At 34.5% G+C, this 24331-nt stretch carries 23 protein-coding genes and 1 other annotated feature; of the genes, 15 read left to right on the plus strand and 8 right to left on the minus strand.

Features of this window, described 5'->3' with window-relative positions; genetic code table 11:
• Window positions 1-295: 295 nt before the first annotated feature.
• A complete protein-coding gene (locus ABE048_RS07250) occupies window positions 296-2995 on the minus strand; it encodes a transglycosylase domain-containing protein (protein ID WP_430310239.1) in 2700 nt (899 codons plus the stop codon).
• 532 nt (window positions 2996-3527) lie between these two features.
• Window positions 3528-3730: a binding site (T-box leader), on the plus strand.
• A 202-nt stretch (window positions 3731-3932) separates the two neighbouring features.
• Here ABE048_RS07250 and tyrS point away from each other — a divergent pair.
• The gene (gene tyrS, locus ABE048_RS07255; RefSeq protein WP_430310240.1) at window positions 3933-5201 is read left to right on the plus strand and encodes a tyrosine--tRNA ligase; all 1269 of its coding nucleotides are present in this window, start codon (window positions 3933-3935) and stop codon (window positions 5199-5201) included.
• A 197-nt stretch (window positions 5202-5398) separates the two neighbouring features.
• On the opposite strand, the gene ABE048_RS07260 is transcribed toward tyrS, so the two are convergent.
• The 3 genes from ABE048_RS07260 to ABE048_RS07270 all read right to left on the minus strand — a co-directional run bounded on the left by ABE048_RS07260 (window position 5399) and on the right by ABE048_RS07270 (window position 6906).
• Window positions 5399-6211 carry a cobalamin-binding protein gene (locus ABE048_RS07260; protein WP_430310241.1) on the minus strand — a complete coding sequence of 271 codons (813 nt, stop codon included), beginning with the start codon at window positions 6209-6211 and terminating at the stop codon, window positions 5399-5401.
• A 70-nt stretch (window positions 6212-6281) separates the two neighbouring features.
• Window positions 6282-6635 carry a rhodanese-like domain-containing protein gene (locus ABE048_RS07265; RefSeq protein ID WP_430310242.1) on the minus strand — a complete coding sequence of 118 codons (354 nt, stop codon included), beginning with the start codon at window positions 6633-6635 and terminating at the stop codon, window positions 6282-6284.
• Between the two features lie 4 nt (window positions 6636-6639).
• A complete protein-coding gene (locus tag ABE048_RS07270) occupies window positions 6640-6906 on the minus strand; it encodes a glutaredoxin family protein (RefSeq protein WP_430310243.1) in 267 nt (88 codons plus the stop codon).
• Window positions 6907-7125: 219 nt separating this feature from the next.
• On the opposite strand from ABE048_RS07270, the gene ABE048_RS07275 reads away from it, so the two are divergent.
• The 3 genes from ABE048_RS07275 to ABE048_RS07285 all read left to right on the plus strand — a co-directional run bounded on the left by ABE048_RS07275 (window position 7126) and on the right by ABE048_RS07285 (window position 8882).
• On the plus strand, window positions 7126-7389 hold the full coding sequence (locus tag ABE048_RS07275) for a metal-sensitive transcriptional regulator (protein WP_430310244.1): 264 nt from the start codon (window positions 7126-7128) through the stop codon (window positions 7387-7389).
• 45 nt (window positions 7390-7434) lie between these two features.
• Window positions 7435-7731: a rhodanese-like domain-containing protein gene (locus ABE048_RS07280; protein ID WP_430310245.1), complete on the plus strand. Its 297-nt coding sequence runs from the start codon at window positions 7435-7437 to the stop codon at window positions 7729-7731.
• Between the two features lie 380 nt (window positions 7732-8111).
• Entirely contained in the window at window positions 8112-8882 is a 771-nt protein-coding gene (locus tag ABE048_RS07285) for a sulfite exporter TauE/SafE family protein (RefSeq protein ID WP_430310247.1), read from the plus strand.
• A 121-nt stretch (window positions 8883-9003) separates the two neighbouring features.
• Here ABE048_RS07285 and ABE048_RS07290 read toward each other — a convergent pair whose 3' ends face one another.
• Both ABE048_RS07290 and rpsD read right to left on the minus strand, forming a co-directional pair.
• Window positions 9004-9336: a CotD family spore coat protein gene (locus tag ABE048_RS07290; RefSeq protein WP_430310248.1), complete on the minus strand. Its 333-nt coding sequence runs from the start codon at window positions 9334-9336 to the stop codon at window positions 9004-9006.
• Between the two features lie 210 nt (window positions 9337-9546).
• Window positions 9547-10149: a 30S ribosomal protein S4 gene (gene rpsD, locus ABE048_RS07295; RefSeq protein ID WP_430310249.1), complete on the minus strand. Its 603-nt coding sequence runs from the start codon at window positions 10147-10149 to the stop codon at window positions 9547-9549.
• Window positions 10150-10538: 389 nt separating this feature from the next.
• Between rpsD and ABE048_RS07300 the strand changes: the two genes are divergently transcribed.
• Entirely contained in the window at window positions 10539-12404 is a 1866-nt protein-coding gene (locus ABE048_RS07300) for a sensor domain-containing diguanylate cyclase (RefSeq protein WP_430310250.1), read from the plus strand.
• A gap of 130 nt (window positions 12405-12534) precedes the next feature.
• Here ABE048_RS07300 and ABE048_RS07305 read toward each other — a convergent pair whose 3' ends face one another.
• On the minus strand, window positions 12535-13020 hold the full coding sequence (locus tag ABE048_RS07305) for a GAF domain-containing protein (RefSeq protein ID WP_430310251.1): 486 nt from the start codon (window positions 13018-13020) through the stop codon (window positions 12535-12537).
• A 26-nt stretch (window positions 13021-13046) separates the two neighbouring features.
• The gene (gene hisJ, locus ABE048_RS07310) at window positions 13047-13835 is read right to left on the minus strand and encodes a histidinol-phosphatase HisJ (protein WP_430310252.1); all 789 of its coding nucleotides are present in this window, start codon (window positions 13833-13835) and stop codon (window positions 13047-13049) included.
• 149 nt (window positions 13836-13984) lie between these two features.
• Here hisJ and ezrA point away from each other — a divergent pair, with 149 nt between their 5' ends.
• The 10 genes from ezrA to tpx all read left to right on the plus strand — a co-directional run bounded on the left by ezrA (window position 13985) and on the right by tpx (window position 24267).
• Window positions 13985-15676, plus strand: coding sequence for a septation ring formation regulator EzrA (ezrA, locus tag ABE048_RS07315; RefSeq protein WP_430310253.1), 1692 nt, complete (start codon window positions 13985-13987; stop codon window positions 15674-15676).
• A 76-nt stretch (window positions 15677-15752) separates the two neighbouring features.
• Window positions 15753-16889, plus strand: coding sequence for a cysteine desulfurase family protein (locus tag ABE048_RS07320; protein WP_430310255.1), 1137 nt, complete (start codon window positions 15753-15755; stop codon window positions 16887-16889).
• A gap of 4 nt (window positions 16890-16893) precedes the next feature.
• Window positions 16894-18096, plus strand: coding sequence for a tRNA uracil 4-sulfurtransferase ThiI (gene thiI, locus ABE048_RS07325; RefSeq protein WP_430310256.1), 1203 nt, complete (start codon window positions 16894-16896; stop codon window positions 18094-18096).
• Window positions 18097-18176: 80 nt separating this feature from the next.
• Entirely contained in the window at window positions 18177-18386 is a 210-nt protein-coding gene (locus tag ABE048_RS07330) for a small, acid-soluble spore protein, alpha/beta type (RefSeq protein ID WP_430310258.1), read from the plus strand.
• Between the two features lie 219 nt (window positions 18387-18605).
• Window positions 18606-18812: a small, acid-soluble spore protein, alpha/beta type gene (locus tag ABE048_RS07335; RefSeq protein ID WP_430310259.1), complete on the plus strand. Its 207-nt coding sequence runs from the start codon at window positions 18606-18608 to the stop codon at window positions 18810-18812.
• Between the two features lie 373 nt (window positions 18813-19185).
• Complete coding sequence (mbcS, locus tag ABE048_RS07340; RefSeq protein ID WP_430310261.1) at window positions 19186-20766, plus strand: acyl-CoA synthetase MbcS; 1581 nt, start codon at window positions 19186-19188, stop codon at window positions 20764-20766.
• Window positions 20767-21131: 365 nt separating this feature from the next.
• Window positions 21132-22076, plus strand: coding sequence for an EamA family transporter RarD (rarD, locus tag ABE048_RS07345; protein ID WP_430310262.1), 945 nt, complete (start codon window positions 21132-21134; stop codon window positions 22074-22076).
• Between the two features lie 19 nt (window positions 22077-22095).
• On the plus strand, window positions 22096-23109 hold the full coding sequence (gene sppA, locus ABE048_RS07350) for a signal peptide peptidase SppA (RefSeq protein WP_430310264.1): 1014 nt from the start codon (window positions 22096-22098) through the stop codon (window positions 23107-23109).
• A 15-nt stretch (window positions 23110-23124) separates the two neighbouring features.
• A complete protein-coding gene (locus ABE048_RS07355) occupies window positions 23125-23736 on the plus strand; it encodes an RDD family protein (RefSeq protein WP_430310265.1) in 612 nt (203 codons plus the stop codon).
• Window positions 23737-23760: 24 nt separating this feature from the next.
• The gene (tpx, locus tag ABE048_RS07360) at window positions 23761-24267 is read left to right on the plus strand and encodes a thiol peroxidase (protein ID WP_430310266.1); all 507 of its coding nucleotides are present in this window, start codon (window positions 23761-23763) and stop codon (window positions 24265-24267) included.
• Window positions 24268-24331 lie beyond the last annotated feature (64 nt).

Raw genomic sequence — 24331 nt, forward strand, 5'->3', positions numbered from 1 at the left:
AGGGATGTAGAGAGAAAAGTTCAAATAAAGGGGTATATTTTCAAATATAACAAATAGACATATTGATTTAATGTCTTAGTATAAAGGGGCATCTCAAAGTTTGGGGAGACTGTTGAGATGTCTTTTTTGCTGCCTTTTTTCTTTTTCAATTCGTTCGAGTAGTTGGGAGAATTAAACCAATTATCTATCAAAAAAAGACTGAACTAATTCAGAAATAATTAGTTCAGTCTTAATTGTTCTTTTAATATGTGTTGTCTTTAACGAATAGTAATAATTCGTCCTGTTTTATTTTATATTATTCACTGTTTGATTCAGAATCATTACCATTTCCTGGTTCTCCGTTATTGGATCCACCAGTACCAGAATTACCCGAATTACCTGAGTTACCCGAGTTATTTGAATTGCCTGAGCCATTCGAATTATTGTTGTTCGAATTACCTGAATTTGAATTTCCGGCATTATTATTCGAATTATTTGAGCCGTTTGAGCCATTGGAATTATTCGAATTGTTGTTGGTGTTCTGATTTCCTGAACTATTTCCGGAATTATTTTTTGATTCCTCTTTTTTCTTATCTTTTTCCTTTTGTTTTTGTTTTTCTTTTTCTTTTTCTTTTTGTTTTTCTTTTTCTTCTTTTTCTTTAGCTCCAAATAGTTTTGAATAATCCCCACCAAATGGACTTAGCATACTTTGCTTAAACGCATCTGTTAAACCACCACCGGAGAATGCTGTTTCAGGACCTGGAAGCATGACATTTGCATTAAACAAATCTGTTCGTGCATTTCCAGCACATGCAGCTGTATAAGCGTGACCTGTAATTCCACAGAATGTTTGGCTAACAACACCAGGTGGTTGCTTAAAGGTTTTACCATTTGCAGTTGCCAATTTCGGATTTGTATCATAAACAGCATTCATCAAACGTGCCCACATTAAGTTAATACGCGTACTTGGCTGACCATAAACACCATTTGCTTGATACAACGTTTTGGGTTGATCGTACCCCATCCAAACCCCTAAAGAAATATCGGGATTGTAGCCTACAAACCATACATCATTATATAGTTGAGAAGTACCGGTTTTAGCAGCAAAATCCGCACGGAATTTTAAATTACTATTGGCTGTTGTTCCTGTACCTTGCTTTAATACATCTCGAAGCATATCAGTCGTAATATATGCTGTTTGTTTACTATAGACTTGTTTTGCTTTTGACTTGTGTTTGTAAACTACGTTGCCTTTACTGTCAACTATTTTAGAAATCATATAGGCATCGACGAATTTGCCACCATTAGCGAACGTTGCGTATGCATTAGTGTTTTCTTCTACAGTAACACCATTCTGTAATGCGCCAATTGATGTAGCGTAGTTGGTGTAATCATCTGGAGTTAAGCTTGTAAAACCATTCTTAACTAGTAAGTTTGCTGGTCGACGATTGATGATTTGAGCATATAAACGAATAGCTGGCAAGTTTTGTGAATCCTTTAATGCTTCACGAGCTGAAATCAAACCTCGCTCATCTGTTTCAGTATAGTTAGATGGAGACCACCCAGGTATACTAAATTTCACGTCTGCTACGGGACTACCTGCACCAATGACACCATATTCAATAGCTGGTGCATATACAAGTAATGGTTTCATAGTAGAACCATTAGAACGTTCAGCTTGTGTTGCATGATTCACTTCTACTAAGTCATGATCACGACCGCCGACAAAACTTAAAATTTTACCGGTTTTGTTTTCAATTACAATACTACCAGTTTGAACTGGATCATCAACAGTGCTTACCTTTCCCGTCTCAGGATCAGTTACTTCTCTAGTAAAGGTAGTACCGTAATAAGGGAAATTGTCTTTTACCTTTTGCATTGCATCATACATTTTCTTATCAATTGTTGAGTAAATTTTATACCCTTTAGAACGTAATTCGCGGTCAGCTAAGATTGTATATTTATCTTTAAGTTTCTTTTCATTTTTTAATCGATCCGTATCGATACCATCTTTTTTCGCTAAAATCTCAGCCATAATATCTTTTGCTCGATTTTCAATTTCGTATGTTACATATGGATATTTTTCTTCAGGACGAACTTCTGGTTTACGGAAGTCTTTTATAATATTATATTTTAATGCTTTTTTATATTGTTGATCTGTGATATAACCTGTTTCATGCATTCGATATAAAACCGTTTTCATCCGGTTAACACCTAGTTGAAGACTCTCTTTGTCCTTTAGCACACCTTTTTGTGTAAAAGGTGTATATGCAAATGGAGATTGAGGAATCCCTGCGATGTATGCAGCTTGTGCTAAGTTTAAATCCTTAGCGCTCTTGTTAAAAATCCCTTCGGCAGCAGTCTCAACTCCTGCAATGTTACGACCACTAGAATTTCTACCATATGGAATGACATTTAAATAAGCCTCTAATATCTCATCCTTCGACATAAAGTGTTCCAAACGCATTGCTAAAAGTAATTCTTTTGCTTTACGTTCATAAGAAACCTCATTGGTTAAGATTTGGTTTTTAATCAATTGCTGTGTTAATGTGGATCCACCTGTTTGTGTGTTTGAGTTACTCACATCTTGTAAAACACCACGTAATACCGCCTTTGGAACAATCCCATTATGCTTGTAGAAATATTCATCCTCTGTAGCTATTACGGCATTTATAACATTTGGTGAAATCTTATCCAAGGTCGTTTCTTGTCGTTCAAGGTCGGTCCGCATTTTACCTAGAAACTTATTGCTAGCAAAATAGAGTGTACTGGTTTCATCGTAATTGAAAATCGCACTTCGCATTTCATCACTTGATCGTAATGGTTCATCCTTTACGAGTGAAGCGAAGTAACCAGCACCAATCGAGCCGACAAATATAGTACCCATTGCAACAAAGATGATGAAAATTAAAATTAAATTCCAAATAACACTAGATGTAATGCGAAAATATTTCATCCCTGTTGTTCGTGATAACTCATCGAGCTTTTGATTTATATTGGCTATCCATTCTTTCATCTTTTCGATCACACACGACCATTGTCAAAAATCTATATCTCTACAATAAAGTAATAAAGATAGGATGGTGCGCTCTTGACAATTGGCCTACCTCCTTTATAAGTTTTCGAGGAAATAGCCATTGTTGCATCCGCCAATGGTCTATTTCTATGTGGCTACTAAAGACTAGTAGCATGCGATATCTTAGTTGGTCAAGATCATGGAGTATAAGGTTATTCATGTAGTTCGCTGCTAAGTAGAATAATCATCCAATATTGAGTATGTAACAAACAATCATCATAGCTATTAAAAAATAGAATAGATATATGTTTAAAACTTACCCTTCTTTTGTAGTTTTTATTCTTTTTATGTGGGATATTATCCTCTTTTTAGCTTGTTTTAATTCAAGACAGCAGTATTTGCTTGTAGATCAAATAAAAACAGTGCGGATACTAACAACCTTCTAAAATATTGTCTATTATACCATAATACAAAACCACAATAATAATACTTATTGACAACTATTCAAAATGAAGTACAATAGTCATAATAGTTTCTGGCATTGAAGAATGCGCAGTAGTGAACATATTCCCTGTTTAGAGAGCTAGCGGTTGGTGTAAGCTAGTCATAGTATGGACGCGAATTACACATTTGGAGCGAGAGCGTAGCCGCTGCGATAAAGCGAATGAAGCGGGAGAATATTCTATTCTTCAAGCTGGGTGGTACCGCGTTAAATTTGTAATTAACGTCCCTGCATACTGTTTGCAGGGGCGTTTTTATTTTTGTCTGAAGTGGCTCAATCAGATCCAAAGTGTATTGGAAGGCCTGAATCGAAAGCATCTTAATAACCTTTCGACCGAGGGACTGATTTAGAAAAGAAAACCTAGGTTTGCGATATCCTGTGCATCAACGAGGGTCTAGCAGATGAAGCCGGAAAAATTTTTTAGGAGGAAAAATTATGACAAATGCACTAATTGAAGATTTAAAATGGCGTGGTTTGCTATACCAACAAACGGACGCTGAAGGTATGGAAAAATTATTAAATGAAGAGAAAGTTTCACTATACGTTGGTGTTGACCCAACTGCAGATTCCATGCATATTGGTCATATTGTGCCAATGTTAACTTTACGTCGTTTCCAACAATCTGGTCACCGTCCTATTTTGTTAGTAGGGGGTGCAACAGGTATGATTGGTGACCCATCAGGTCGCTCAACTGAACGTAACCTACTTACTGCAGAACAAATCGACCATAATGTTGCAGGTATCAAAAAACAACTTGAACGCATTTTCGATTTCTCTGGTGACCAAAATGGTGCGCATTTAGTGAATAACTATGATTGGGTAGGAAAACTAAGTGCAATCGAATTATTACGCGACTACGGTAAACTAATCAATATTAACTACATGTTAAACAAAGATACTATTTCATCTCGCTTAGAAACAGGTTTATCTTTTACTGAATTCACATACACATTAATCCAAGGTATTGATTTCAATCATTTATACGATAACTACAATGTACGTATTCAAGTAGGTGGTTCTGACCAATGGGGGAACATTACTACAGGTCTTGAAGTTATCCGTAAAACACATGATGAAAATGCAAAAGCATTTGGTATTACAATCCCATTAGTTACAAAATCCGATGGTACAAAATTCGGTAAAACAGCTGGGGGCGCAGTTTGGTTAGATCCTGAAAAAACATCACCATATGAGTTCTATCAATTCTGGTTAAACACTGCTGATGCAGATGTTGCGAAATACTTGAAAATCTTCACATTCTTAAGTCGCCCTGAAATTGAAGCTTTGGAAGAGAAAGTAGAAACTGAGCCACATTTACGTGAAGCTCAAAAAACATTAGCTGCTGAAATGACAAAACTTATTCATGGTGAAAAAGGGTTAGACCAAGCGCTACGTATTACTGCTGCACTATTCTCTGGTGACCTAAAATCACTTTCAGTAGACGAAATGAAAGTTGCTTTCTCAGGTGTTCCATCTGTAGAAGTGGCAAAAGAAGACAAAAATATCGTGGATCTATTGGTAGAAGCTAATATTTCATCATCAAAACGACAAGCACGTGAAGATGTTACAAACGGTGCGATTTCAGTCAACGGAGAAAAGGTAAAAGAACTTGAATATGTAATCGAGGCAAAAGACCGTATGGAAGATGCTTTCGCAATTATCCGTAGAGGTAAAAAGAAATACCATATGGTAAAATTTAATTAATTTTTGGACTGGGTAGTACATATCCAAATTTGAGTAGCCTAAATATAGTTAGGTTAACCTTGTTAAGGATTCTACTCTCAGAAATATGATGACCATTTAACGACAAACGAAAAAACGCCTATCCTGTTCACAATCAGGAATAGGCGTTTTTTATATTTATCATCTAATAATAAAAGAACAGTTATTTTTCGCTCACCCTATTTATCACTAACCCAGTTAGGAAGTTCTAATTTACTATATTCTTCAGGATGTAGGATCTTCGCTAATTTCAATGCCCCTTCTAACAAACGAGGTGATGGTCTGCAATAAAGCCATTCTTCCATAACATGAGTGCGTTCTTCGCTTATTGCAGAAAGTTCTGGCCAATCTGGTCTTTTCATAATAAGAGAAGGCTTAATTCTATTATAAGGCACCCCAACCCATGCAAGGAAAATATAATCGGGATTACGTAAACGAACGTCCTCCCAATCTGTTTGTACACTAGCAAGTTCTACATCGCGAAAGAGATTATAACCCCCAGCAATCTCACTAATTTCAGTCAGCCAATTTACATTTCCGGGGGTGAAGATTGGATTAGGCCACCATTCCCAATAACAAGACGGAAATGAAGTGCAGCTTTTTGCAATCGATCGCATCTGATTGATAAAATCTTCAAACTGAGAAGCCCTATCTATACCTAGGTCTGGAATATGACAGGCTTGTGCCACAACTCTCAAATCATTGGCGATTTCTGCTAGACTATTAGGATTTAATACAAGATGTGGAATGCCTCGTCGTTCGAGTTCAGCTACATTTTTCTCCATCCCTGGAACACTTAATGAGGCTAATACTAATTCGGGTTCCATTTTTTCAAGGATATCCATATCGATTGATAAATCTGGACCTAATTTAGGTAAATCTGCCACACCAGAAGGCCAATCAGAGAAGTCGTCAACAGCAATAAGGTCATTTTCCAAACCTAAATAAGCCAAAATTTCAGTGTTACTTGGACAAATAGATATTAGTTTCATTAGCTACGCTCCTCTCAAACAAAAATCCATTAGTTATGCGTCATTATAACATAACTAATGGATTTGAAAATTATGACCAACGACTCATGCCGCCTTTAACATTATAAACCTGTTGGAAGCCTGATTTTGCTAAAATACCTGCTGCCCGAGAACTACGCATACCGCTCTGACAAATAACAACGACATCTTTCCCACTGTTTAATGTGCTTAATTTGCCAGGTAGTTGGTCAAGCGGGATATTTTTAAATTCTGGGATATGGCGCGCTTTAAATTCGCCAGGTGTGCGCACATCGATGAATTGTATATTCTTTTTTGATAGCAATTCTTTTAAATCCTGTGTAGAAATATTTTGTACGCCTTTTGCTGTTTTCGTACGGAAGTAGAAAAAGATAACAACAACAAGTAATATAAGTATCCATTCCATAGTTTTAGTCTCCATTCATTGTTGAGAAGTGTTTATATTTTTCAATAATTTTCATAGCTGTATTTGGATCATATCCCAGCACCCATTCACCGTTAATCGATGTTTGAGGCGCACCAAGGCGACCTGTTTGTTGCATTAAGAACTGAGCCATATCAGGATTATGATGAATATTAATGACATCATATTTTATCTTTTGTTCTTGCAAAAAATTTTTCATCAATTCACAATAACCACAGTTAGTAGTTGAATAGATCGTTACATCTAATTCCATCAATTTTTCTCCTTTGTAAATGATTAATAATCTAGAATTAATAGTAGATTCTAAAATTCATTACTTTCCTTTTGTATACCCTGTTAGGTATATTTTTAATATACTACCAGGGGTATTAGATTTCAAGTGTTTTGTTTTTATTCAATTTCCTTGACATGATACCTTAAGGGGTATAATATCGTAACGAGTTCTACGTTATATATAAAAGGAGTGAAGCAAATGGAATATAACGATCAAATTCGCAATCGATTAAAAAGAATTGAAGGACAATTAAAAGGTGTTATTCGAATGATTGATGAAGAAAAAGATTGTAAAGATGTCATTACACAACTATCCGCTTCACGATCAGCAATCGATCGTACAATTGGTCTCATTGTAAGTACTAATTTAGTACACTGTATGTCTAATGAACAACTTCTACAAGATAAAGATAAAGAAACACTCATTAAAGAAGCAGTTGATCTATTAGTGAAAAGCCGATAAAAATAAAGAGAACGTGCACGTAAAGACAAGAGGAGATAATATAGTATGAAAACTATTACGCCTAAGGAAGTATTAAATCTGATTGATGAAGGAAAAGAAATTAATGTCATCGATGTTCGTCAACCGGAAGAAGTAGCAGAAGGGAAAATTAGTATTGCTCAAAATATTCCATTAGGATTACTTGAATTCCGGATGAATGAATTAGATAAAAATCTTGAATATATTATGGTTTGCCGTTCAGGTGGCCGCAGTTCACAGGCAACAATGTTTCTAGAAGACCAAGGATATAAAGTAGTTAATATGGATGGCGGCATGTTAGCATGGGAAGGTCCTATAGAATAAAATGAATGTAGAAGAGGAGTATGCTATTACAGAGCATACTCCGTTTTAATTTAAGGAGATGTTAAAGAAAAATTGTTGACATATTTATCTGCTGTACAAGTAGACTATGTAAACTTCTTGCAGTCTTCTTATTAATAATCGGGTTTAGAAACAATTTAAGTTATAATAAAAAGCGTTAGCGAATAAAGATGCTCGTTGGTTGGTCATTTTTCATTTGCGAGTAGACAGGGAGTGGAGACACGTATACGTTTCGTTAGATGTTTTCAATGTCTTACCCAAACATTTGACTTTTTTCAAAGATCAAAAATAAATTTAACAGTGCTTAATTTAAAAACTATGTCACTTGAGCAATGTATCTTGATTATGTAGGAGAGATTCATTTGAATTTAATTATATTACTTATTCTTTTAGGCCTAATAGGTTCCTTCTTTTCAGGTTTAGTAGGAGTTGGTGGAGCTATTGTTATGTATCCTTTACTCTTATTTATTCCTCCTTTACTAGGATTCGAAAGCTTTACGCCATTAGAGATTTCTGGATTAACATCATTTCAAGTTTTCTTTTCGACTTTAAGCGGTGTCATTACACATAAAAAAGGAGGAGAGCTACAATCGATTCTAATATGGGCTATTGGGATACCAGCATTGATTAGTAGCTTTGTAGGTGGATCAGTATCAAAATTTGTTCCGGATCACTATTTAAATATGTTGTATGGTGTATTAGCAATTGCTGCGGTAGTTTTAATGTTCTTACCTAAAAAAGATAGTAATCATATGGAAATACCTAAAAAACAAAAAATTGTTTTGTCCATTTTATTAGGAACTACAGTTGGGTTTGTAGCTGGAATGATTGGAGCAGGTGGAGCCTTTCTATTCGTTCCATTAATGATCCAAATGATTAAAATACCTACTCGTGAAGCGATGGCAACTTCACTTGCCATCACGTTTTTATCATCTATTGGAACAGTTATTGGCAAAATTTTTACCCATAGCATTGACTATCATTTAGCTATTTGGTTAGCAATTGCTGGTTTAGTTGGTGCTCCAATTGGTGTTCGTATAAGCAAAAAATTGTCCGTGCAAAAGCTTCAATGGATTTTTGCTGCACTTTTAATCATAACTGCAATGAAAATTTGGTGGGGAGTATTGATGTAAAGAAAAAAGCCTAGCCAGGCAGGGGTAGCCTGGCAGGATAGATCCGCTCGAAAGTAATAGGAGAGGGATTGAGGGCTCTAATTGCAAGAAATTCATTGATTAATCAATAGAGATTATCCACCTATCTCCATCGATTGTGATGTTTTGGGCAGCAACAACGTTTATGATGCTGCATTCCACAAATAGTATGGTTCTCGTAGCGTTCATTGACCACGGACTCTGTGTGTGGGAAATAGTGTTGGTGATTAATCATGTGTTTGTTGACCGTAGTAGTATGAGAAGGATGAATATGTGGAACGATTGTGTTGAATTGATTTGTTCTTACAAATTGTTGTGTTGGTGAGATACGTGGTGGATCGTATTGGCTAGGAAAAGTTCTAGGAGGAAAATAATGTGGTTGCATTCCACAGCCAGTTCTGCCGCAGTTTGAATAATCCCAATTTAGATTAGTCATTTTATGACCTCCTTTGTAATAAGATTACTATCATTAATAACATATGAGATTTAAGGACGAGGGAATAGTGATATGCCTACTCGGTCTTAAATTAAACCCGATTCAAGTAGAAATGTGATTATATGTAATAATTCAAAGCAAAAAAGCCATGTAACCGTTGAAATAACGGATACATGGCTTCTGTAGATATCTTTTTGAAATACTCGAAGACTAACGAGAGTAGTATTCGACGATGAATGCTTCGTTGATTTCAGCAGATAATTCGCTGCGTTCTGGAAGACGTACGAAAGTACCTTCTTTTTTGTCAGCATCTAATGAAAGATATTCTGGTACAAAGTTGTTAACTTCGATAGCTTCTTCAACGATAGCAAGGTTTTGAGATTTTTCACGAAGAGAAATCACTTGACCTGCTTTTACGCTGTATGAAGGGATGTCAACGCGTTTGCCATCAACTAAGATATGACCGTGGTTTACTAATTGGCGAGCAGCACGACGAGTGCGAGCTAAACCAAGACGGTAAACTAGGTTGTCTAAGCGAGTTTCAAGAAGGATCATGAAGTTTTCACCATGAACACCACTCATTTTACCAGCTTTAACGAATAAGTTGTGGAATTGGCGTTCGTTCATACCAAACATATGACGAAGTTTTTGTTTTTCTTGTAATTGTTGACCATACTCAGATAATTTTTTACGTTGAGTTGGGCCGTGTTGTCCTGGAGCGTATGGGCGTTTTTCGATTTCTTTACCAGTACCGCTTAAAGAAATACCTAAACGACGAGATAGTTTCCAAGATGGACCTGTATAACGAGACATTTGAAGTCCCTCCTGTTGGTTTTTTATTTGGTATAAAATAAAAACCAGATGTATTTAGCTTAGAAGTCATTTTGTTTTCATGTATGTTCGTTCATGCAGCCGACGAATTACTTATACCCCGTCTACAAAAAATAGAGGAACAAAATGAAACAACAAAACCATACAACCGCTGCGTTTATTTTACACAAGCTACATTTTATCTGTTAGAAGAGGGAGTGTCAAGTTAAATTGCTTTTTATTTATAGTAAATAAATTTCATAGTAATTTATAATGTATTTTGTGTTAATTTAATAAAAAACATGAAATGTTAATAGTGTAAAAGGCTTATTTGGTGTATAATGTAAATAGTAATAAATATTTATATATTGTATCGAAAAGGTGATGGAAAATTGCAAAGTCTACAAATAATGCAAAATATTAAGTGTCAACTGCTTGATTTGTGGATGGATTGTGCTGAAAAGTCAATTGCCGCAATTGAGTATTTGGAACTATTTAAAGGGATAGTATTCCAAGAGTTTGAAATAGAAAACGTAGAATTTTTGAATTTTGAACATGATATGCTTTTTCCACTAACAACTTCCAGTGAGGGATGTTACTTATCTAATGGAATTCCTTATTTGTCTGTTGCACCTTATTTCGAGCATAGACATCAAACTCCAAATTTATTAGTAGAAACATTGAAAGGGAATTTTGAATTTGCAGGAGATGTTCTTGTTTTACATAGGGATAATAGCTCAATTTCAGGGATACTTGTCCTAGAAGAAACAAAATTATGGAAAGCTTTTGCACAAACCCCTTATGTAGAGGAATTGGAAAAACTTCTATCTGATACGGTTAATATGATTAAGTGTAATCGAAAAAATACCTTTGAGAAAAAGCTAAATCGTGAGTTGTTTGAAATGACAGAGATATTTCATTCTACAATGGATGTCAACCATATATTAGAAGCAATGATCCATGGTGTTAAAAGAATCTTTCCAAATTTCAACTCGAAGTTGATTTTATCGAATGACCAAGATCGCAGACATATTGAAGATGTATTTGTCTTTGATTATTTGTTAGAACGACCTTCAACGATCGAAGCATTTGTATCAGGTGAAACGACGATTGAACAGGCAACAGATATTAATCATCGTCTATTAAATGCACCTATTATAGGAAAACAAGGTATATATGGTGTACTCCAAATCTTTGCTCCTGCTGATTATGTATTTAGCTCGAGGGAAAAGAAGTTCATCCAACATTTAGCGCAAACTTCTGGCAATGCACTTGAAAATGCAAAACTTTATCATCAGTCTCATCGACTAGTGTCTGATTTACAGTTGATTAACGAAACGTCACAGAGATTAAATATGAAACTAAACAAAGAAGAAATACTCTCATTTCTTATCAAACAACTAAATAAATCATTTACGCCTTCTGCAATTTGCTTTATGTTAATTGAAAATAATGAGTATCAAAAGGCGAACGGAACTTCATCATTTTTCTATGAGGATGAAGCAAAATTATATAACACCTATATTACAAATCATTTTGAGAATTCTGTAGATCCATTATTTGTAGCAGATTTCGAGAATTTAGTTGATCAAAAAGTAAAATTCAATTCTATGATGGTTGTTCCTATCGTTATTAGAGAAAATGTACAAGGATATTGTGCTATATTGCATAATGAACCTTATTATTTCTCATTTGATAGTTTTAAGTTAATGCAATCCATTATTCGTCATTCTTCCTTAGCCATTTCTAACATTCTATTACGGGAACAGTTGCAAGAAATGGTAGATAGTGACCATTTAACAAAGTTATACGCAAGAAAATATTTAGAGCGCTATGTTGAAAATTCAATGGAAGATGATGATTTCGGGACTTTTATATTATGTGATATTGATAATTTTAAAAAGATTAATGATACATTTGGACACCAAACTGGGGACTATATTTTGAAAACAATAGCAGAACATTTGCAACAAAATATACAAAATGAAGGTATATGTGCACGGTGGGGTGGAGAGGAAATGGCGATTTATCTACCAAATAAAGAATTAGATATAACAATTGAAATGGTTAATCGTATAATTCATATGATTCCTAAAGTAACCACTCCTTCGGTAACTGTATCTTCTGGTATTGCAGTTTGGGAAAAGAATTCAGGAATAACTTATCAAGGATTATTCCAAAATGCAGACATTGCCTTATATGAAGCAAAAAATAGTGGGAAGAATCGCTATTGTTTATTTAACGCAGTTAACTCTTAAACGAATTCAAGTTTTAATAAATAAAAATGGATGTCTGAAAAGTGAGCATACACTTATCCGACATCCATTTTCTGGTTCTATACTAATTATTGAGGTGTCTACGCATTCTAATATGAATTCATGATATATATTATAGATGAATATGTTTAGTTAATACTTCAACAAATTGTTCGAGTCCGATTTGATCTTCTTTTGTGAAACGATTTTTAGTTGGACTATCGATATCAAGTACACCGTAAAGTGCATTATCTACAATGATTGGTACAACAATTTCAGATTGAGACGCACTATCACAAGCTATATGTCCTGGAAAAGCATTTACATCTTCAACTACAAGTGTCTGTTCAGATTGTGCAACAGTTCCGCATACACCTCTTCCAATAGGAATATGGACACATGCAGGTAATCCTTGGAATGGTCCTAATAATAATTCGTTATTTTTCATTAAATAAAATCCACACCAATTGATATTCTCAAGAAATTGGTTGAGTAATGCTGAGGCATTACTTAAATTCGAAATTGTATCCATTTCCCCTTCAAGTAAAGCATCTAATTGTTTAGCCAATAAATTGTATCGTGCAGTTAAATCACCATTATAATTTGTTTTTTGAAACATGATATTACCTCCGTTTTAATCTTCAATTAAAAAAGTTCATCGTAATATTGATGAAGGTCTTCAACTTGATGAGCATCTGACCCAAAAACTAATGGGATATTTAATGATTTTGCATGATTAATATATGGTAAAGGTGGATAAGGCTCTTTACAATATTTTTTTGCAAGTCCAGCACTATTAACATCAAGTTCATTATGTCGTTCTGCCATAAGTTGAAGTATTTCTTTAATGTTGGCATCATCATCAATATGTTCACCATGAGCAAGTTGGAATTTGTGAACAAGTGTTGGATGCCCGATTCGTTTTGGTTTATATTGACCAAGGTCAGCTAAAATGGCTTTTTTTAATGTTGCATAATATAAATCATAAACAGCTTGAACAGAACCAACTTTTTTAGCAAATGTCAAAAAGGATTCGCTAGAATAGTCAATACATGAATATTCATCGTTATATTTTAAGAAATGAACAGATAAAATGGCATCGTCGATTTGTGGACCCACAAGATTTAAAAAGCTAGTCGTTTCTATTTCATATCCAACGATATAATCAACTTCAAAACCAATTCGGATATGTATATCTTCTTTATATTGTGCCTTTAATGTATTTAGTTCATCTAAATAAGCAACTAAAAGATGAGGATCCATTCCACTATCTTTTTCAGGCGTTGGATCGGAAAAGTTGGTAGGTAATGGTGCATGTTCAGTAAAAGTTATATCTTGGAATCCTAATTTAATAGCTTTATTGATATAATTTTCTAAAGAGTCTTTAGTGCCATGTGGACAATACGGGGTATGAATATGACCGTCACGTTTCAACAAAAATCCCTCCAATTTCTTAAAATTTGATTAAATAGTAGATAATTTTTAGATAAATCTCTCATAAAGGTAAACAAAATACCCTAAAACATGGTACTATTAATTTTAACTAGAAGCTGAAAAACTGATTTTGTGACAGGAGGCTTACGATGAAGTATATCATTCCTATCATCATCGTACTATGTGTAATTATAGCAATTGTTTTTGTTTTTCGAAAAAAACATAAAAATGAAATTCAAAGACTTGACCAAAAGAAGCTACAAATTCAAAATAAGCCAGTGTTAGAAGAATTGATGAAAGTTAAGTCATTGAATATGAATGGTCAAACTGAAGAAATGTTTGAACGTTGGCGAAATAAATGGACAGAGTTAATGGATATTGAAATGCCAAAAATTGACGTCCTTTTATTTGATGCAGAAGAACAAGTAGATAAATTTAATTTTGGTAAAGCTACAGAGATTGAAAGAGAAATTGAATCTCTAATTGCAGAGTATGATCATGAAATGGTAAAAATTTTAAAAGAATTAGATGAATTAATCGGTAGTGAAGAAAAGAATCGAATTGAAATTGAACAACTGAAAGAACAATATCGTTCGGCTCGTAAAACGTTATTGGCTCACCAATATTCTTATGGACCAGCGGCAGAACCATTAGAAAAACGATTGGAAACATTTAACCCTCAATTTGAGGAATATGATCAGTTGACTGATTCTGGAAACTATTTAAAAGCAAGAGAAATAGTTGTGAATCTAAACGATGAAGGACAAAATATTTTCAAACTTATCAATGAAATTCCAACGCTATTAACGGAAATTCAACATAAAATCCCTTCAGATATTCACGAAATTCGAAATGGCCACCGTGAAATGGAAGCTCAATCTTATTTTCTGGTCCATCTTGAAATTTTAGAAAAGCTAGATCAAATAGAAGAAAGTTTAGTTGAGTTTAAACAAAAAATAGCTGAGTTAGATATTTCTTTAGTGCAACATCGTGTAAACGAAATAAAGGATGAAATCGAATCATTCTACGATGCATTAGAAAAAGAAGTAATCGGCAAAAAATTTGTTGATGATCATTTTGTAGCAGTAGGTGAACAACTTGATTTTGCCATCGAAGCAACAGAAAAAACTGCTAAAGAAGCAACTGATGTACAAAAAAGCTATCGTCTTTCAGAAAAAGAAGCAGAAGTACCAGCAAGTTGTAAGCAACAACTACTTTCTATGCGTCAACGTTATGAATTATTAGCAGTTGAGGTACAAGAAGAAAAATCTGCATATTCGAGTATGGAAGAAGTATTAAAAGAATTAAAAGGATCCATTGAGCAATTGTTTGAAGAACAAGAACAATTCGCGGATCGCATGAAAAGCTTACGTATAGATGAAAATAAAGCAAGAGCAACCTTAGATAATTTGAAAAAATTACTTCACGATACAGAACGTATGCTACATAAAGCCAATTTACCTGGTATACCTGAAGAAATGGATGCACGCTTAGAAGAAGCAGCGGAGAGAATATTCGTTGTGGTCAATAATCTTCAAGAAATACCATTAAATATGGATACCGTTTACAAAAATCTTGAAATTGCAGAAAAATGCATAGAAGATGTACATAACACAGCAATTGAAATGCTAGAAAATGTACAATTAATTGAACGAATTATTCAATATGGTAATCGTTACAGAAATACAAACCCTGCAATGCATCAACGGCTTTTAGAGGCAGAAGACGCATTCCGTGATATGCGTTATACAAAAGCCCTTGAATATGCCGCAACCGCCGTTGAAGCAGTCGAACCAGGTGCCATGAAAAAGATTCAGGTACTTGCCAAAGATGAGGTTTGACGTTCATAATAAGAAAAGCATTAAGCCACCGCACGGTACTGTGCTGGTGGTTTTCTTTTGGAAGGAAGGAGAAACAATGATTTACTTAGATCATAGTGCTACAACAAAACCAGACCCAGCTGTTTTGCAAACATTTATTCAAGCAAATGAACGATATTATGCAAATCCAGCATCTCTTCATCAAATGGGTGTCGAAGCTAATGCATTATTAACTCGAGCAAGGGAACAAATAGCTGATATAATAAAAACTTCATCAGATCAAATTATTTTTACTTCAGGTGGTTCTGAATCAAATAATTTTGCTATAAAAGGATTTGCAAGAGCAAATAAGCATCGCGGTACGAAAATTCTTGTTTCATCAATTGAACATGCATCTGTATTAGAAAGCGCTAAAGCTTTAGAAAAAGAAGGATTTACCTTTGATACTGTTGACGTTGATGAACACGGTGTAATCGTTTTAGAAGATTTAAAGAAAAAACTAACTAAAGACACAGTTGTCGTAAGTATCATGCATGTGAACAATGAAATGGGTGCAATTCAGCCAGTATCAGAAATCGCGAAAATGGTGCATCAAAATAGTCGTGCATTTTATCATGTGGATGCTGTTCAAAGCTTTGGGAAAATTCCTTTACAATTTAATGAGGAAAATGGTCCAGATGCGATTACTGTTTCAGGTCATAAAATAAATGCATTAAAAGGTTCTGGATTTTTAGCTTTACGTAAACAAGTGAATATTAACCCAATTATCCACGGTGGTGGCCAAGAAATGGGATTCCGTAGTGGAACAGTGGCGGTTCCACAAGATGTGGCTCTTGCAAAAGCGGCCCGTTTAGCAATAGAAAAACAACCACAGAAAGCTTTGCAATATAGTAAATGGCGTGATGAATTACATGAATTCTTTAAACAGTTTCCTTATGTGCATGTTATTTCCAGCAATGAAGGAGCACCACACATTGTTAGTTGTGCAGTACAAGGATTAAAAGGGGAAATACTAGTTAATGCCATGCAACATGAAGGTATTATTATCTCTACTTCTAGTGCATGCTCATCAAAAGAACATACAATCAGCCATGTAGTACATGCAATAAAGGTTGACCCATCTTATGAAAAAGGTGTTATTCGTATGAGTCTAGGTGAAGGAATAACAGATACCGATATTGAAACTTTTAAAACTGCTTTTAGCAAAGTGATGCATCAAGTAAAGGAGATGTAACAACATGAAATGGCATGAAATTTTAATTCGTTACGGAGAAATTACGACAAAAGGACGTAACCGTAAATTATTTATAAATCGTTTGAAAGAAAATTTACGTTATACATTTGCAGATATTCCAAATCTTCGTATTCGTTCAGAAAGAGATCGCATGTATCTAAGTAGTAATGTTGATGCTGAAATGGAAGAACTAATCGAACGTTTACCACATATTTTTGGGATTCATTCATTTAGTCCGGTGGCACAATGTGAACCAACAATTGAGGCGATGAAAGAATTAGCAGTAGAAATTGTAAGGGGAATGGATTATCAAGGGAAAACATTTAAAGTAAATGCAAAAAGATCTTATAAAAAATTTCCGATGGACACATACGAACTTCAACAAGCTATAGGCAGCCATGTATTAGGATCGCTTCCTGGTATGACAGTTCAAATGAAAAATCCGGATATCGAATTGCGCATTGAAGTTCGAGAAAAAGCTGTATATATGATGGTCGAAGTTATTCCTGGTGCTGGCGGTTTACCGATCGGTTCGAATGGTAAAGCATTATTACTTTTATCTGGTGGTATTGATAGTCCAGTTGCAGCTTATTATATGATGAAACGTGGTGTAAGAGTTGAAGCAATTCATTTCTTCAGTCCACCATTTACAAGTGATCAATCATTAGGCAAAGTAAAAGAGCTTTGCGAAAAAATCAGCCGATTTGGCGGGAATATTCGCTTGCATGTAATACCTTTTACAGAAATCCAACAAAAAATTCAAAGTAGTGTTCCTGAAAATGTAACGATGACTTCAACACGACGTATGATGATGAAGGTAGCGGATATTGTTCGTAAAGAGATAGATGCAATGGCAATTGTTACAGGTGAAAATTTAGGACAAGTTGCTAGTCAAACATTAGAAAGTTTAGCAGCAATTAATGATGTAACAACTACTCCTATTTTACGACCGTTAATCACATTTGATAAATTAGAAATCATTGAAGTGGCTCAAAAAATCGGTACTTATGATATTTCAATTCGTCCATTTGAAGATTGCTGTACAGTATTTACACCAGCAAACCCAAAAACAAAACCACGAGTTGAAAAAATGAATTATTACGAAAGCTTTACTGATTTTGATGAAATGATTGAAAGAGCCGTAAAAAATCGTGAAATTCATTCATTTCCTAAAAAGAAAACAGATGAATTTCTAGATTTACTCTAATAGAAGAATATATTTCCTGAATTTTTGTTGTATGTTTTTTCTCCTCCAGCACATTCTATGTTCACAAGGAGGTGATTCACATGGCAAACAACAACACAGGAAGTTCTAATCAATTAGAAGTTCGTGGCGCAAAACAAGCAATTGACCAAATGAAGTACGAAATCGCACAAGAATTTGGTGTACAGCTAGGCGCAGATGCATCAGCGCGTGCTAACGGATCCGTTGGCGGAGAAATCACTAAGCGCTTAGTTGCAATGGCTGAACAACAGCTGAATGGTTATTCAAAATAAAAAATCTTGAGTAATAGTATACTCAAAAAGCAGTAAAAAAACCGGGGGAAAATTCAAATGAGTTTTTCCTCGGTTTTTCATTTTTTTAATGAAGTTATTTTGAATTGAAAAGTTATAAAGCACTTAAAATGAGTTCTCGAAAATTGAAAAGATATAATAAAATAAGATGTATGATTTAATCACTCCAGCACATTCTATATGTACAAGGAGGTGATACACATGGCAAATAACACAGGAAGTTCTAATCAATTAGAAGTTCGTGGTGCAAAACAAGCAGTTGACCAAATGAAGTACGAAATCGCACAAGAATTTGGTGTGAGTCTTGGAGCAGATGCATCGGCGCGTGCTAACGGATCCGTTGGCGGAGAAATTACGAAGCGTCTTGTTGCAATGGCTCAACAACAAATAAGTGGATCAGGAAAATAATTAAATATATAACGAATTAACAAAGCCGGGGGAGAATTTATAAGAATTCTTCTTCGGTTTTTCATTTAAACAAGCCAGTTTAGCTACGAGCGTCAATTTAGTTTTGATTTGTAATATCCTTTGAACACTATTTGATTTAGCCAATTGTTTTTTCATACTACAACCATTATGTAAGCTTTAACATCTATTTATACAAGAAGAAAAATATATCTTTGTAAATTTTTCTTTTTTCATCTAAAGCATAATTAAAAAATCAATTATTTGATATTAGTACCAGGTACTAATAATTGATATTGGCAATTGGTTGTAATTTAGAAATACATTCGATATAATTAATTTGCTATTCCAATTCGTTATTCAAGGGGGATTTTTTATGAAACGAGAGGATTTAATTGCACCTGAAGATTACAACTTAGTGGGGGAAATTGAAAAATTTGCAAAGAATCCAGAAAAACTAGCTATTCTTTTTGAAAATGATCTTGGCAGCAAAGAATCTATCACATATGACGGTTTAATAAGAAGAGCCAATCAAGTGGCAAATGTTTTTGTAAATCATGGTTTACAAAAAGGAGATGTGGTACTTATAATGGTGCCACGTTTAATCGATGCCTATATTACATATGTAGCGGCATTAAAAGCAGGTTTAGTTGTTATTCCAAGTTCTGAAATGTTAAGAGCCAAGGAAATTGACTATCGTATAGTGCATAGTAATGCAAAAGCAGTCATTGCTTATGAACCATTTATTGACCAATTTGATCAAGTGCAACATTTACAAAATGTACAACAATATGTAATCGGACAAGCACATGCACCTTGGATTCCAATGATACAAGAAGCTGAAAAAGAGTCAGAAAAATTTGAAAATGCAAAAACTAAAAGAGAAGATATGGCATTCTTGTCTTATACAAGTGGTACTACAGGAAATCCAAAGGGCGTTGTCCATACACATGGCTGGGCATATGCTCACTTAAATACGGCTGCAGCTCATTGGTTAGGTATTAATGAAGGTGATGTTGTTTGGGCTACAGCAAGTCCAGGGTGGCAAAAATGGATTTGGAGCCCGTTCTTATCAGTTTTAGGTAGTGGAGCAACTGGATTTGTCTATAATGGCCGTTTCGAAGCCGATAAATATTTATCATTACTTGAAAAATACAAAATTCAAGTACTATGTTGTACACCTACTGAATATAGGGTTATGGCTAAAGTCGATCACTTAGAAAATTATAATTTATCATCTTTGCATAGTGCTGTATCAGCTGGTGAACCATTAAACCAAGAAGTAATTAACATTTTTAAACGTGCATTTGATCTTGATGTTAGAGACGGATATGGTCAAACAGAAAATACACTTCTAATAGGAAATTTAAAGAATGTGCCAACAAAACCAGGTGCAATGGGTAAACCTACACCAGGTAATGTCGTTGATGTAATTGATGAAGATGGACAACCTTGTCCTCCAGGAGTAGTTGGAGACATTGCAGTGCATCGTTCGACACCAGCACTATTTAAAGAATATTTAAATGATCCTGAACGTACTGCAAGACAATTCCGTGGAGATTATTACGTAACAGGAGACCGTGCAAAAAAAGATGAAGATGGTTATTTCTTCTTTGAAGGTAGAAATGATGATATCATTATTAGCTCAGGTTATACGATTGGACCATTTGAAGTAGAAGATGCACTTGTAAAACATCCCGAAGTTCAGGAATGTGCAGTCATTGCAAGTCCTCATGAAGTGCGAGGAAATATCGTGAAGGCGTTCATTGTCTTAAAAGATCCTTCAAAAGCATCTGATGAATTAATGAAGGAATTACAAGATCATACTAAGGAGCTAACTGCTCCTTATAAATATCCACGCTCTATCGAGTTTGTAAAAGAATTACCAAAAACATCTTCAGGTAAAATTCGTAGAATAGAGTTACGAGAACTAGAAAAAAACAAACAACATAGTTAAATAGAATTTTAGAATTGATCTAAAAAAACGTAAGAGTGTGAAGTGAATTCTTACGTTTTTTTGTTTGAATCAATTTCATAAATCCATTTTCGGTTTTTAAATACGAGCATTTAAACACATGAACTTTTCACTATTCAGATTTGGATGTAACATTACAAACGGTCTTTCCACGGGCTTGGCTTCAATCTCCTCGCTGAATTAACAGCGCATGAAGGAAATACGAATGCATTTTCGAGGACTCGCCGTCTGCAACGAAACAATAGACAAAATTGGGTATTATTAAATGTCCGTATATTTTAGACATTTACTTTCTCTTCTTAAAAAATTATAATAATTGGAATGATTACTAAAGGAGGGAGAAAACTGTGCAAAATGAAAGAAAAGGTATAATTGCTTCAATTGGAGCATATTTTTTATGGGGGTTATTTCCACTTTATTGGAAAGTGATTCAACATGTTTCAAGTGAGGAAATATTAGCTAGCCGTGTAATCTGGTCATTTATATTAACGTTAATCTTTGTATTGATTTTAAAACAAGGTAGAACATTAATGTCGGATTTCAAAGAATTATGGCATAACAAAAAAGCGTTTTGGTCTTTATTCTTTGCCGCTTATTTAGTTTCGATGAATTGGTTTATTTACATATGGGCAGTAAATCATGATCATATTGTACAAACAAGTCTAGGATATTATATGAATCCAATTATTTCTGTATTATTAGGGATAATATTCTTGAAAGAAAGATTATCCAAATCACAAATTTCCGCATTTTCACTTGCAGCAATTGGTGTGGTTATTTTATTTGTTTCGTATGGGCAAATACCATGGGTGGCAATTAGTTTAGCTTTAACCTTTGGTATTTATGGTTTATTGAAGAAACAAATTGTAATAGATGCAACTCGAGGTTTAGTAATCGAAACGATGTTTATTCTTCCAATCGCTATAATCTACTATGTATATCTTTATTTCCAGGGAAATATGTCGTTTTTACATGTCGATATGAAAACTAATTTGTTTTTAATTGGAACTGGGATTGTAACGGCTATTCCGTTAATTTTATTTGCAACGGGTGCTCAAAATATCCCGTTATATTTAGTTGGGTTTATTCAATATATTGCCCCAACTATGACACTTATTTTAGGGGTAATAGTATATCATGAATCATTTGGCGGAACTGAATTAGTTTCATTCTCATTTATATGGCTTGCTTTAATAATTTTCTCTATTTCCACTATTGCAGAAGTGAGAAAATCACATAGAATTCATCAAGAAGATGAAACATTCGAAAATTTGAATCGTATAAATAATTAATACAAAAGGAGGTTCAATAATGACAGCAAAAAGATGGATAGCTTTAGGAATTGCAGCATTATTATTTGTCGTATCTACCATTGCGAGTATTATGTGGTCTTTCGCAAAGTTAGATTTTAAGAAGAGTATCGATTCTGCGATAAATGTTAGCAGTACATATGAAAGACAGGTACTAGGAACTGGGAATCCTGCAAAGAAAATCGCTGTATTAACTGTTAACGGCACAATCCAAGATACAGGAGATTCATCATCAATATTTAGCTCTGAAACAACATACAATCATCAAAATTTCATTAAACAATTAGATGATATATTAGATGACCACCAAGTAAAAGGGGTACTTTTAAAAGTAAATTCACCTGGTGGAGGTACCAATGAATCCAAACAAATCTATGAAAAACTTAAGCAAATTAAAAAGGAACGAAATATCCCAATCTACGTTTCAATGGGATCAATGGCTGCTTCAGGTGGTTATTATATTTCAGCACCAGCCGACAAAATCTTTGCTGATGAAGAAACAATTACTGGATCAATCGGTGTTATTATGCATGGGATGGATTATAGTAAATTAGCGAAAAAATATGGAATAGAATTTAACACGATCAAGACAGGACCATACAAAGATATTATGAGTGGTTCACGAGAAATGACAGATGCAGAGAAAAAACTACTACAAAATATGGTTGATGATTCATACAACCGCTTTGTTAAAGTTGTTGCTGATGGCCGTGGTATGTCTGTCAAAGAAGTTAAAGCCATTGCTGATGGTCGTATTATGAATGGATCACAAGCAGTAAAAGCAGGGTTAGTTGATGAGTTGGGCTATAGTGAAGATGCACTCTATGCTCTTAAAAAGGAAAATCAACTTGAAGATGCAGAAGTATATGAATATACATCTTCACAAGATTGGACATCTGTGTTCTCTTCGAAAGTCAATACATTATTGGGTGGCTCAGTTGAAAAAGAAGCGATAAGTAAATTGTTATTAAAAAATAGTGCACCACGTATGATGTACTTGTATGGTGAAGAATAAGGAGGGATTAGGACTATGTCAGAAGCAATTGATGTCAGAACACTAAGCCCTGAGCCGATACAAGTTAAAAAGGTTATAGATTATCACTTGAAATCTGCTGGATTTTGGACTAGATTTTGGGCATATTTGATTGACTTAATCATTATTTCATCCTTAACCGCAATTACAGTAAAGCCACTATTTCTCTTTACAGGTTGGGAAGATATTAAGATTATGTATATCGCACCTTATGGCTTTGCTACAGGTATCATTTTTTATGGCTATTTCGTTATTATGACGAAAATCTGGGGGCAAACTGTAGGGAAGATGGTACTTGGTATACGAGTTGTTTCAGAAAATGAGCAGCCTTTAACGTGGGGAACTGTACTATTCCGTGAATGGATTGGTCGATTTATCTCCGTTACAATTAAACTTCTTTATATTGTTACGGCATTTACGCCAAATCATAAAGCGATTCATGATTATATAGCAGATACAAGAGTTGTTCATGAAGGAACTTTTGAAAAAATGGAAAAAGTGATTGCAGTAGAGACAAAAGAAGAACAGACCTCTAATAATGAAATAGTAAATAAAGAGACGAATAATGATGAGCCTTCACAGTTGCAAGAGCCAGAAAGATTCGAGTAATATAATAAACGAGGAGGCGTTGAAATGGTACAAGTAACATTTATTAACAACCCAGTAACATTAGTAGGACCAGAAATTAAAGTAGGTGACAAAGCACCTGACTTTACAGTATTGTCAACAAGTCTAGAAGAAAAACATTTATCAGATTTTGCAGGTAAAACTGTCTTAATCAGTGTCGTTCCTTCATTAGATACAGGTGTATGTGATGCACAAACTCGTCGCTTTAACGAAGAAGCAACAGGTTTAGGTGAAGATGTAGTCATTTTAACTATCTCTTGTGACCTTCCATTTGCTCAAAAACGTTGGTGTGGCGCGAATGGTATCGAAAATATTTATACTTTATCAGATCATCGCAATTTATCATTTGGGGATGCATATGGTGTACATATGCAAGAATTACGACTGCTTGCTCGTTCAATTTTTGTTGTTGATCAAGATGGCAAAATCTCTTATGTTGAATATGTATCCGAAGGTACACAGCATCCAGATTATGACAGCGCATTAGCAGCTGTAAAATCACTTACAAAATAAGCACGATTAACCAATGAACCTATGGGAAACCCACTCGAACCTGAAGAGTGGGTTTCCGTTTTGA

Source organism: Rummeliibacillus pycnus, from assembly GCF_050459865.1.
Lineage (GTDB): Bacteria > Bacillota > Bacilli > Bacillales_A > Planococcaceae > Rummeliibacillus > Rummeliibacillus pycnus_B.

Coding starts and splice junctions, on each gene's coding strand:
- ABE048_RS07355 (WP_430310265.1), top strand. CDS start 23,125: ATGTCAGAAGCAATTGATGTCAGAACACTAAGCCCTGAGCCGATACAA.
- ABE048_RS07280 (WP_430310245.1), top strand. CDS start 7,435: ATGAAAACTATTACGCCTAAGGAAGTATTAAATCTGATTGATGAAGGA.
- ABE048_RS07265 (WP_430310242.1), bottom strand. CDS start 6,635: ATGGAATGGATACTTATATTACTTGTTGTTGTTATCTTTTTCTACTTC.
- ABE048_RS07270 (WP_430310243.1), bottom strand. CDS start 6,906: ATGGAATTAGATGTAACGATCTATTCAACTACTAACTGTGGTTATTGT.
- thiI (WP_430310256.1), top strand. CDS start 16,894: ATGAAATGGCATGAAATTTTAATTCGTTACGGAGAAATTACGACAAAA.
- ABE048_RS07320 (WP_430310255.1), top strand. CDS start 15,753: ATGATTTACTTAGATCATAGTGCTACAACAAAACCAGACCCAGCTGTT.
- rpsD (WP_430310249.1), bottom strand. CDS start 10,149: ATGTCTCGTTATACAGGTCCATCTTGGAAACTATCTCGTCGTTTAGGT.
- ABE048_RS07330 (WP_430310258.1), top strand. CDS start 18,177: ATGGCAAACAACAACACAGGAAGTTCTAATCAATTAGAAGTTCGTGGC.
- ABE048_RS07250 (WP_430310239.1), bottom strand. CDS start 2,995: ATGAAAGAATGGATAGCCAATATAAATCAAAAGCTCGATGAGTTATCA.
- ABE048_RS07290 (WP_430310248.1), bottom strand. CDS start 9,336: ATGACTAATCTAAATTGGGATTATTCAAACTGCGGCAGAACTGGCTGT.
- ABE048_RS07335 (WP_430310259.1), top strand. CDS start 18,606: ATGGCAAATAACACAGGAAGTTCTAATCAATTAGAAGTTCGTGGTGCA.
- ezrA (WP_430310253.1), top strand. CDS start 13,985: ATGAAGTATATCATTCCTATCATCATCGTACTATGTGTAATTATAGCA.
- ABE048_RS07305 (WP_430310251.1), bottom strand. CDS start 13,020: ATGTTTCAAAAAACAAATTATAATGGTGATTTAACTGCACGATACAAT.
- tyrS (WP_430310240.1), top strand. CDS start 3,933: ATGACAAATGCACTAATTGAAGATTTAAAATGGCGTGGTTTGCTATAC.
- tpx (WP_430310266.1), top strand. CDS start 23,761: ATGGTACAAGTAACATTTATTAACAACCCAGTAACATTAGTAGGACCA.
- mbcS (WP_430310261.1), top strand. CDS start 19,186: ATGAAACGAGAGGATTTAATTGCACCTGAAGATTACAACTTAGTGGGG.
- ABE048_RS07275 (WP_430310244.1), top strand. CDS start 7,126: ATGGAATATAACGATCAAATTCGCAATCGATTAAAAAGAATTGAAGGA.
- sppA (WP_430310264.1), top strand. CDS start 22,096: ATGACAGCAAAAAGATGGATAGCTTTAGGAATTGCAGCATTATTATTT.
- ABE048_RS07260 (WP_430310241.1), bottom strand. CDS start 6,211: ATGAAACTAATATCTATTTGTCCAAGTAACACTGAAATTTTGGCTTAT.